Here is a 9,945-nt window from a genome sequence, read left to right as displayed (position 1 = left end):
TCAGCATTCAGCTATCAGCTTAGGTGCGATTAGCATAAGCAATTTCGAACTATTAAATTTTACCGTTTGGGCATTGCGCATTTCCCATAGGCGCACGCTACCCGAACGAGATGTACCTTAAGCTGACGGCTGACAGCACCTCAAGCAGCGTGAGCTAAAAGCTGACGGCTGACACCTGACGATTTAGTTAAACGAAGTTAGATTTCTGAATAAGTAACCAACAACTAAGCCAATCACCAGCGCCGCAGCCTGACCAGAATCAATAAAGTTTTGCCAGGCCGTCTTGATTTGACCAAGTACATCTGGATCTTCAATAGTTTGAGCCAAAACTAGCCCATCGATGGGTAAGTTAGAGTTCAGCCATCCCAAGACATCAGTCCAATCGCTAATGCATAATAACGGAACTATTGCTGTTTGTATGCCTACAATCACCATTGCTCTGCTTTCCTATACCTTAAATCTTTTAGTGAAACCTTGATTTTACCTGCATTACGACCAGTGTCATATCATCTCCGTTAGTTGTTGTACCAGTAAACTGCTGCACTTGCTCAAATAGGTAATCTAAAATTTCCTGAGCAGTATAACTATGTTCACAGGCCCACTGGAAGCTTTGAGTTAGATTGTCCTCATCAAAGCGATGGCCATTGAGATTGGCTGCCTCGGTCACGCCATCAGTGTAGTAAATAATGGTATCCCCTGAATCTAGCTGCACGTGAGAGTCTTCGTATTGAGAATCAACTTCTAAACCAATCAGCATCCCTGCGGTATCCAAGGGTTTGATAGAACGGGTTGATGCCTGCCACAACAAGGGGGGATTGTGAGCGGCATTACTATAGGACAAAATCTTGGTTTTGGGGTCGTACTCAGAATAAAACAAGGTAACGAACCGATGGGAATTTTCCAAGTCAACATACATAACCCGGTTCAAGTGTTCGAGAATGCGTGCAGGGGAGTGACCGTTTAGCACTTCTGCTCGCAGCATTCCCCTGGTCATAGTCATAATCAACCCAGCCGGAACCCCTTTTCCCATCACATCACCAATCACAATGCTCCAAGGTAAATAAGCACTGTGGTCATCAGTGAGATTACCATCCCCGGAGTTTTTCGGTCCGAGCTGGTCGTAGTTGGTGGGAATGAAATCGTAGTAGTCACCTCCAACACGGTTAGCGGTTTTACAGAAAGCCGCTAATTCCACCCCTTCAATTTCAGGGCATTGGCGCGGTAGTAGGCGGATTTGGATATCGGCACCAATTTCTAACTCTCGATCTAAGCGTTCTTTATGGCGTAGCTCAACTTTAAGTTCATCATTAGCGATCGCTACTGCCGTTTGGTCAGCCACTAACCTTACCAACTTCTGTCGTGTTGGTGTCCAATTATATTGTGGGTCATGGCTAAAGATATACAAATGTCCTTGTTCAGCATTTTTAAGCAGAATGGGAAGACTAAACAGTTTGATATTGGGTTCAAGATAATCCCTCAAGACTTTATCAAAGGATGCCTGAACTAGTTTCATAGAAGTTGGTGTCTGCTTAGAATTCCCCCCTTGGCCATTAGGACTTGTCACTTGGTGGGTGGTCTTTTCTATCGCTTTACGAATAGTCTGACCCACCTGAGGGTTCTGGTAGTGTAGGTCAGAGCGTTGTACCTGACCATCTCGATTGAACAAGATTAAAGCTCCCCCATCGGCATCACTGACCCGTGCTGCCATTAGAGGAATTAACTCTAAAAACTGATTGAGATTGTTGAAGCTGCGTAAGGCAAACCCCAATGAGCTTAACAAATCTTGAACCTTGTGCTGTTCTCGATAAAGACGTGCCACCAGTTCTTTGAGGGTGGACACAGGGTTTTTCTTAGCACCAGCATAGGAGCTGGTGCTATTCGTTGAACTTGAGGGTTGGTGGGGAATGGGCAGTGCTGTCATTGCATCAGGTGTTAGGAGCGTTACCAGTTATGCTGCACAAACCATCAGGTTAATCAGGAGTTAGAACAGATGTCTACTCAGGTTTTGTCAAGCAGCTGTTGCTGACACTGTTGACCTGTGAAGCCTACGATGGCTGACCCTGGATCTTCACGGTAGTTTTGCTTGGGTATTGATTCAACCATGTAGGATAACTAGCGCAACAGTATGGCATCCTACAGTAGCACTGATTGCCATTTTTAGCTATTCCAAAAGTCCCAACCAATTATTCCAACTGACCTGATTTGTCTAATGATAGCCCTAATTACACTCAATGTTATTCCGGGAATCTTCTGAGTGCTGAGGGCTGATGCATTAATTAATAGAACCCCATGATTTGGCATTCCACAAATTTTCTATTATTATAGTTTTATAGGAATAGTTTTGGAAAATCAACTGATGAACAAGTGTGTTAGTACTACTGAAGCGGCATCTCTGTTAGGAATCTCGTCTAGACGATTGCGACAACTCCTGAGCTCTGGCCGGGTCAGAGGTGCTTATAAAAGCGGTAAATTCTGGATTATTCCCCTGTTTAACTATCTGCCTCAAATTATTAAAGGCAAACGTGGACCAAAGGGTAAGTGGCGTAAAAATCGTCCTCCGGCTCTAGCTAAGATCAATGTCAACCGCAATCACATTGGCTCGAATATGCACAAAAGTCCCAAAGACCGCAAGCCAGTGATTTCAGTAAAACGAAGCGGCAACAATCTATACGGAAACGAGGTAGAAATCCTCGGTCCATGTCGGATTGTCTATCAGCCTGATAACCCACTCGATTGTGGCGCTCGTCTGTGGATTGAAACCTTCAGTGATATCCACTTCATCGGTGGTAGTTTTCCTGCAACTAGCTAATTACCAAATTACCGATTTTTCTCTAATAGGCATTCTGCAGCTTCTAGCATATCTGCAGCAATATCTCTGAGGTCTTGCCGATTCTCTAGATATGTCGATAACGCATCCATCGGGTCAATACTGTTACCTATACCCAGTTCCGGCAACCGGGGACGGGCTAGCTGGCTGACTAATTCTGGGCGAATGGTATAGTGGTGGGCTGGCCTCAAGGATTCATGTATCGCAGTATTGTCAATTAGGTCGAGCTGCTCAGAACGTAGCTTGTAAATCAGCCGGACTATAGCGTCTTTAATAGTTTCGTTACCAATAGCGTTTAGTAAAGTATTTTGGGGATCATCTGCTTCAGCAAGGTTGACCTCAATGGTACGGAAGGGTCGTACTGACAAGGGACAAAATTCCCACTGAACGTGACCTTTGGACAGCTCAATCATGACATAACCTTTGTCTTCCTTCTCTTCACTGAAATCGACCCGCTCAATGCTGCCAGGGTAAATGACTGGAGGGTCATTGGAGTGGTTGAGATTCTGGTGATGGTGGATGTGTCCTAAAGCTACATAATCAAAGCAGGGTCGAGTCAGCAGCGAGAGCGGAATAGTAAAACCTTTACCAACTGCGAGGAAGCGCTCTGCACCAAATCTAGCTTGGTCTGCCATTAAATGACCTAACAAAACCGTTGGCAGGTTTGGGTCAAGTTTACGAATTTCTGCTTCTAAGATTGGCTCAAGCCGTGAGATCAGGAGTTGGTTAACCTCAGCTAGGGTTAAACCTTCGGTGTCTGGGCGACTGAGAAGGGTGGAGTTGGTTAGCCACGGTAGAGTAATCACCTGTACTAGACCATTGTCGGTTTGAATCTTATGAGTTTCGATGCTATCCCCTACTACAAATCCAGGCACACCTAAGGTACGATAAATGCATAAGCTAGCACCTCCTTGTCCTTGGGAGTGTTGGTCGTGATTTCCTACTAATAAAACTGTAGGAATGTTTGCATCTACTAAGCGGCGAAATTGATTGGCAAAGGCTTGTTGAACATAGGGTGGTGGTGTGGCATCGGGAAAGGCATCACCGCCAAAAAGCACTAAATCCACAGGTTCGGTAATGGCTCGGTCAATACATTTAGCTAGGGTATTGACAAAATCTTCTAAACGTGTATTGATTCCAGTAGCAGGGTTGATCCGTCCATGGGAGAAACCACTACCCATGTGGATGTCAGATAGGTGAAGAATTTTTATCATTGGCCATGATATATAATTTCGATGTGATAGATGAACATACTCTGTCAGGGAAAGGCAAGAGGCAATAGCCAAAAGGCAATAGGATAAGCCATGTTGCTCAAAGGTTGCTGAAACTGTATGGGTTATCGGAGACGGGAGAGTTTGAGAGGGGAAAGAATACCCAGTCCTCTTAAGTCGGGGATGAATTTCCCCTCTCAAGTGGCGTAAGCCACAATCTGTCAACTAGGTAATGTACCATTCTTTCCCAGGGCTTCCAAATATTCTGACAGGCTTACACCGGTTTCGGATGCCAGTCGCTTCAATCCATCCCATGCCGTGTCTGTCACTCTAATAGTGTGTGCTGCCTTGGGTTGCCCGTGAAGACAGGGTCTGCCCATTTTTTTTGTCTCTATTTTAGTCATTGCCTTGTCACATAAAGATTCTATAATCTATAATACCACGGACAAATAGGTCGATACCATGCAACTTGGATACGTCTACAAACTTATTCCCAGTTCTGAACAAGTAACCACAATGAATCGCTGGTTAGATATGTTGTTGGCTCAGTACAACTATCTTCTAAAGGACAGGAATGACTCTTACGAGCAAGTTAAATCACCAAAAATGGGGGATTACTGTGACTTGAAAACTCGTGGAGAAGTTTGTCCGTTAACATGTTCGGTCAACAAGTCAACCTCTGTTGGCTATCCGTGGAAAAAGAGTCAGAAAAACCCTCGACGCAGTGTTTACGAGGTGCAAAGCTCTACTCTGCCAGGTTTAAAAAGGGAACGTCCCTGGTACAAGGAAATAAACTCAACTGTCCTACAACAGATGCTAAGACAGTTGGATACTGCATTCTCAAAATTCTTTTTTGGTGTTGCGGGTTATCCAAAGCCTAAGAGACGTTCTCGCTACCGGAGTTTCAAGTATGCACCAGGTCAGGTAAAACTCGACGGCAACCGAATCTATTTGCCCGGAATAGGATGGATGAGATTTCATAATTCTCGTCCCATCCCAGCAGGGTTTACGATGAAGTCTGTCACTGTGCGTCGAAAGTCACGAGGTTGGTTTGTCAGCATTCAGATTGAGGACAAATCAGTTCCGTTACCTCCGGTAAAAACTGCTGATGAAATTAATCCAAATCATGTCAAAGGATGCGACCTGGGCATTAGAAAACTTGTCAGCACTTCCGATGGTGAAACTATTGGAAACCCAGCTAACACCAAAAAGTACAAACGTCAAAGAAGACGCTTAAAGCTAAGACAACGATCTGCAAGCCGGAAACAGAAAGGCTCAAATAACCGTAAAAAATTATTTCGTAGGGTTGCGTCGTTACATGAACGGTTAACCAACAAGCGTTCAGCATACCATTGGGAAGTAGCCAAAAAGTTGGTCAATGGTGCAGATGCCCTAGTGTTTGAAGATTTGAACGTTAAAGGGATGAAGTCTCGTTGCAAACCCAACAAGAATGAAAATGGTGGGTACGATCCTAACGGGCAATCTGCCAAAAGAGGACTTAATCGCGTAATATCTGACGCCGCCTGGGGGGAACTAGTAAAGAAGGTAGAAGTCGTGGCTGGAAAGTCAGGCATACCCGTCATCAAAGTTAATCCCAAGCATACATCTGTTGAATGTCCAAGATGCCATCACATCAGCGCAGACAATCGAGATGGTGAAAAGTTTGTCTGCACTGAATGTGGGTATCACGATGATGCTGATGTGAATGGTGGTGTAAATATTAAAAACAGGGGTTTAAAACGACTGGGTATTAACCCCATCCAGCTACCCTCGGTGCGAGGGAAAGTCACGCCCACGGAGATAACAGCCCATTAGGTTGTGCCTGGGAATCCCCATCCCTCTTAAGGGTGGGGAGGTTCAATCGTCAAGAATTTCAGATAGAGCTTCATGGATGACCTGTTTTTGCTCAGAATCGTATCTCCAGCGCTGCAGAAATTCTTGGTAGTTGCCAACTCCAGTAAGGGCGCTTTGCCTTAACTGTTGAGCAATGTCAAACAGGCTTGGCATGTTTAGTTGTTTAATGAGATTAGCACTACGCGATCGCACTCGGTCTGATCCTTGAGCCATGTCTTCTTTACCATTGCGGCGATGCTTCAATCCCATTGCCGCTGACATAGCTAAATTTTTGACTAACAGTTCCGCTACGATTTCGGGGGATGACTCTAGAGCTGTGATCACCTCTGGTGAGGGATTGTCGGCTAAGGTGCTGTCACTGGTAAGGTAGGTGACAAAGAAACCTCTAGCACCATTTTTGGTTTTGACTAAGGATGCGATCGCTTCGGTAATTTCTGGTGATGTTAGTTCCCCTGTTGCCATTTTGGTCATTATCGATTCCGTGAATGCGATGGCATTATCAAAGGTTACGGTTTCTAGAATCTCCATGGCATTTATCAGGCTAGCTCAATAGTAGGTCAGTTTTAATTTGACCACAATTTTCAGAAAACCGCAGATAGAGCTTTTACTATCAATCCCCCAAAGCTATCAGCGGTCAGCCGTCAGCCGTCAGCCGTCAGCCGTCAGCCGTCAGCGGTCAGCCGTCAGCGAATTACTGATTACTGATTACTGATTATTAATTACTCATAGCTGATAGCTGATAGCTGATAGCTGATAGCTGATTACTGATTACTGTTCGCGTAGCGTGCGCGTAGCGCATATACTTACAAACCAAACCCTAACTCTTGACAATTGCTCCAAAATCTGCTAACACACGAGCATGATTCCGCAACAATCCCAACAAATTCAAGCGATTAGTGCGAATATTGGGCTCAGGATCCATCACCAATACACTCTGGTCACCATCAAAGAAAGTGCTAACCGTAGGAGCAATCTCTTCGAGTGCTTCCACTAATTTCTGATAATCTCGCTCTTCCTGAGAAGCTTTAATTTTTGGCACTAATTCCACTAGGGCATCATAAAATGCTTGCTCACAAGATTTCTGGAAGTGTTCCGGATTCACTACTGTTGTTGGTTGTATCTGTTTGGTATCTAAATCCCCTTGTTTAGCTAAACGAGCTGAACGGTTGACAGTTTCATAGATTTTATTCAGAGTACCATTATCTCGGATAGACTGGAGAAACAAAGCGCGATCGCGTACATCTAACACGTCAATTAATGCCCTGTTTTGATACTCCGGATCATCTTCTCCTAACACAGCATTCACTAAATCATAGTCAATTTTATTTTCTTCTTGGAGCAGAGTCCGAATCCGTTGTAAGAAAAATTCCTGTAATGACTCTATTGGTGAATTCTTGTCTGGATAAGCAGCTACAAAATCCGCAGCAATATCGTTTAGCAACTGTTGGAGATTAATCGGTAAGTTGGCATCCCAGGTAATGTTGATAATTCCATTAGCAGCACGACGTAGAGCAAAGGGGTCAGAAGAGCCTGTCGGTAACATACCTAAGCCAAAGATACTGACTAAGGTATCTAGCCTGTCTGCTAATGCTACCACTTGCCCGGTAAGGGTTTTAGGTAGAGAATCCCCTGCACCTCTGGGTAAATAATGCTCAAAAATTGCTGTTGCGACTTGCTCAGATTCCCCACTAGCAACGGCATACTTTTGTCCCATTACCCCTTGTAATTCAGGAAATTCATAGACCATCTGGGTAACCAAGTCTGCTTTACACAGTAAGGCCGCCCTTTGAATCTGAGTAATCGCCTCTGGTGAGATTAGATTAGGAGAGTGTTGACGTAACTGGTCAGTAATTTGACTTGCTATCTTTTCTATTCTACCGACCTTTTGGCGTACTGAACCTAAATCTTCCTGAAAAGTGACTTTCTCCAGTTGGGGTAAATAGCTTTCTAAGGGTGAATCGATATCGGTTTTGTAGAAAAACTGTCCATCGGCTAGCCTCGCTCGGATTACCCGCTCGTTCCCAGTAGCAATAATTTCCGATTTGGCCGGGTCACCGTTACCAATAGTAATAAAATAGGGGATAAGTTCAGTAGCCGCTTCGGTTTTGAATACTGGAAAGTAGCGCTGGTGAGACACCATCTCTGTAGTGACCACTTCTTGTGGTAAATTCAAGAAGTCTGAAGAAAATTTACCCACTACTGCTGTCGGCCATTCCACTAAATTAGTGACTTCTTCCCATAACTCAGGGTACAGAGGGGTATAACCACCTAACTGTTTAGCGGCTGACTCCACTTGTGATTTGATTGTCTCGCGACGTGTTTCAGGGTTGACCTCTACATAAGCATTGCGCAAACAGGACTGATAATCTGTTGCTTGGGGAATCTCTATTGGTTTGGGAGACAAGATCCGATGACCACTGGAAATGCGATCGCTTTTTACAGTCTCGGCATTATTATCTAACTCTACCGGTAGCACTACATCATCCAAAAGTGTGACTAGCCAGCGAATCGGACGGGGAAACTTTAAATCTCCATTCGCCCAGCGCATGAACCGTCTACCTTCCAATCCAAATATCCATTGGGGAATCAGTTCCGTTAAAATTTCCGTAGCGGGGCGACCGGATATCTGTTTCTGAACAAAGACAAATTCTCCTTTATCCGTATCTCTGAGGAATAGATTATCTAGCTCTACCCCCTGTTTACGGGCAAACCCAATCGCTGCTTTAGTAGGTTGGCCATCCTTAAACGCTGCCTTAGCTGGTGGTCCTTTAACCTCTTCTTCTCGATCGGGTTGCTTTTCAGGTAATTCTTTAATGATAACTGCTAAGCGGCGAGGGGTGCCGTAAATCTCAATTCCTTCTGGAGTAAGAAAGTACTCATCCAGGGTTTGGGGAATTTTCGATTGCCACTGTGCGATCGCACTATCGACAAAATCTGCGGGTAATTCTTCTGTACCGACTTCTAATAAAAATGTAGACATAGGGAACTGATTGCTAATCAAAACTATAATCTTTAACTACCAATTCCCCCAGTGTACCTCTTGAGATTCTAGACCTGGTGATGATGGTTTTCACAGAAAAAGCAGAGTTACAGGGACAGTCGCTAAACTCTATCCTGGTTGACTGACAAAACTTAAGTAGTGGTGCGTTAGGGACGGAATCGCCCTAATGTTGCGCCTGTTCCCAGCTGGGACAGCCCGTCCCGTAACGCACCACCCACGGAATAGCCCTGATTCTAGTGACAGATCAAGCTCAATCAGATCACTAAATCGTCAAAAAGTTGCTAGCGCTGGCAATAGTGCCAACTTGTGCATCATTGACAACTGCTAAGACTTCACCGTTAACAGCGATTTCGACACCATCAGCACTTTGGTTAAACCTCAAGTTACTGAAAGTCAAACCACCAGACAGACCTAGCGACGTCTTACCAGCCTTAAAGTTAATGATAGTATCAGTTCCTTTGCGTGCTTCTAGGACAACAATATCCTGACCACCCCCAAGCCTGATCGTATCGTTGCCGAAGCCACCAACCACTAAATCATTACCAGTGCCAGTGTCTATGAGGTCATTACCGATACCTCCATAGACTGTGTTATTGCCTCCGGAAGAGAAAATCTCGTCATTACCAGTGCCGCCATAAATGGTGTCAGGGTTGGAACCGCCGAAAATCTCGTCATCCCCAGCACCACCATAGATAATGTTTACTCCCTCACTGCCAAAGATTCTGTCATTACCACCCTGACCGTAGATGGTGTCATTATCAGCAGTGCCGAAAAGAGTTTCACCGTTGCTTGTGCCTACAATTACTTCATCTTTCGGCACAACTCTTAAGTTATCCACTAGTAGCGCGGATTCCAACAACTCATCTTCTACATCCACCACTGCCATACCTACTAGATAAGTGCCAGCAGTTGGGAATTTGTAGGTAAAGGTATCGTAGTCTGTTTCCTCACGAAATCCTGTAGGAGACAGCAGAAATGAACTATTGGTATCTGCCAGGTTAGATAAAACGTTTGGGATGATGGAGACAAAGGCAAAATCCTTGAAGGTGGAG

The 9,945-nt window shown here is 44.7% G+C and carries 10 protein-coding genes; 3 read left to right on the top strand and 7 right to left on the bottom strand.

Annotation, left to right across the window (positions count from 1 at the left end; translation table 11 throughout):
- Positions 1 to 183: 183 nt before the first annotated feature.
- Positions 184 to 435, bottom strand: coding sequence for a hypothetical protein (locus F6J99_RS35135; RefSeq protein ID WP_293120110.1), 252 nt, complete (start codon positions 433 to 435; stop codon positions 184 to 186).
- Positions 436 to 463: 28 nt separating this feature from the next.
- A complete protein-coding gene (locus F6J99_RS35130; protein ID WP_293120108.1) occupies positions 464 to 1,921 on the bottom strand; it encodes a PP2C family protein-serine/threonine phosphatase in 1,458 nt (485 codons plus the stop codon).
- Between the two features lie 435 nt (positions 1,922 to 2,356).
- Here F6J99_RS35130 and F6J99_RS35125 point away from each other — a divergent pair, with 435 nt between their 5' ends.
- Positions 2,357 to 2,809 (top strand): helix-turn-helix domain-containing protein, encoded by a 453-nt coding sequence (locus F6J99_RS35125; protein WP_293120106.1) that lies wholly within the window; start codon positions 2,357 to 2,359, stop codon positions 2,807 to 2,809.
- Between the two features lie 8 nt (positions 2,810 to 2,817).
- On the opposite strand, the gene sbcD is transcribed toward F6J99_RS35125, so the two are convergent.
- Entirely contained in the window at positions 2,818 to 4,041 is a 1,224-nt protein-coding gene (gene sbcD / locus F6J99_RS35120) for an exonuclease subunit SbcD (protein ID WP_293120112.1), read from the bottom strand.
- Positions 4,042 to 4,259: 218 nt separating this feature from the next.
- Entirely contained in the window at positions 4,260 to 4,418 is a 159-nt protein-coding gene (locus F6J99_RS35115) for a hypothetical protein (RefSeq protein WP_293120104.1), read from the bottom strand.
- An 82-nt stretch (positions 4,419 to 4,500) separates the two neighbouring features.
- On the opposite strand from F6J99_RS35115, the gene F6J99_RS35110 reads away from it, so the two are divergent.
- On the top strand, positions 4,501 to 5,853 hold the full coding sequence (locus tag F6J99_RS35110) for a transposase (protein WP_293120102.1): 1,353 nt from the start codon (positions 4,501 to 4,503) through the stop codon (positions 5,851 to 5,853).
- Positions 5,854 to 5,895: 42 nt separating this feature from the next.
- On the opposite strand, the gene F6J99_RS35105 is transcribed toward F6J99_RS35110, so the two are convergent.
- Positions 5,896 to 6,420 (bottom strand): hypothetical protein, encoded by a 525-nt coding sequence (locus F6J99_RS35105; RefSeq protein WP_293120100.1) that lies wholly within the window; start codon positions 6,418 to 6,420, stop codon positions 5,896 to 5,898.
- 40 nt (positions 6,421 to 6,460) lie between these two features.
- Here F6J99_RS35105 and F6J99_RS35100 point away from each other — a divergent pair, with 40 nt between their 5' ends.
- Positions 6,461 to 6,604 (top strand): hypothetical protein, encoded by a 144-nt coding sequence (locus F6J99_RS35100; protein WP_293120098.1) that lies wholly within the window; start codon positions 6,461 to 6,463, stop codon positions 6,602 to 6,604.
- Between the two features lie 105 nt (positions 6,605 to 6,709).
- Here the strand turns inward: F6J99_RS35100 and glyS are convergent, their stop codons facing one another.
- Together glyS and F6J99_RS35090 are read right to left on the bottom strand one after the other, a co-directional pair.
- Positions 6,710 to 8,872, bottom strand: a complete 2,163-nt coding sequence (gene glyS / locus F6J99_RS35095; RefSeq protein ID WP_293120096.1) for a glycine--tRNA ligase subunit beta — start codon at positions 8,870 to 8,872, stop codon at positions 6,710 to 6,712.
- Between the two features lie 283 nt (positions 8,873 to 9,155).
- On the bottom strand, positions 9,156 to 9,945 hold a 790-nt coding region (locus F6J99_RS35090), incomplete at its 5' end, for a calcium-binding protein (protein ID WP_293120094.1).

The organism is Moorena sp. SIO4G3 (assembly GCF_010692305.1).
GTDB lineage: Bacteria > Cyanobacteriota > Cyanobacteriia > Cyanobacteriales > Coleofasciculaceae > Moorena > Moorena producens_A.
Note: the sequence above shows the minus strand (reverse complement) of the source record. Positions and strands in the feature narration are given on the sequence as shown.

Excerpts from the sequence above, each read along its gene's own strand:
- F6J99_RS35135 (WP_293120110.1), bottom strand. The coding sequence starts at position 435 with ATGGTGATTGTAGGCATACAAACAGCAATAGTTCCGTTATTATGCATT.
- F6J99_RS35130 (WP_293120108.1), bottom strand. The coding sequence starts at position 1,921 with ATGACAGCACTGCCCATTCCCCACCAACCCTCAAGTTCAACGAATAGC.
- F6J99_RS35125 (WP_293120106.1), top strand. The coding sequence starts at position 2,357 with ATGAACAAGTGTGTTAGTACTACTGAAGCGGCATCTCTGTTAGGAATC.
- sbcD (WP_293120112.1), bottom strand. The coding sequence starts at position 4,041 with ATGATAAAAATTCTTCACCTATCTGACATCCACATGGGTAGTGGTTTC.
- F6J99_RS35115 (WP_293120104.1), bottom strand. The coding sequence starts at position 4,418 with ATGGGCAGACCCTGTCTTCACGGGCAACCCAAGGCAGCACACACTATT.
- F6J99_RS35110 (WP_293120102.1), top strand. The coding sequence starts at position 4,501 with ATGCAACTTGGATACGTCTACAAACTTATTCCCAGTTCTGAACAAGTA.
- F6J99_RS35105 (WP_293120100.1), bottom strand. The coding sequence starts at position 6,420 with ATGGAGATTCTAGAAACCGTAACCTTTGATAATGCCATCGCATTCACG.
- glyS (WP_293120096.1), bottom strand. The coding sequence starts at position 8,872 with ATGTCTACATTTTTATTAGAAGTCGGTACAGAAGAATTACCCGCAGAT.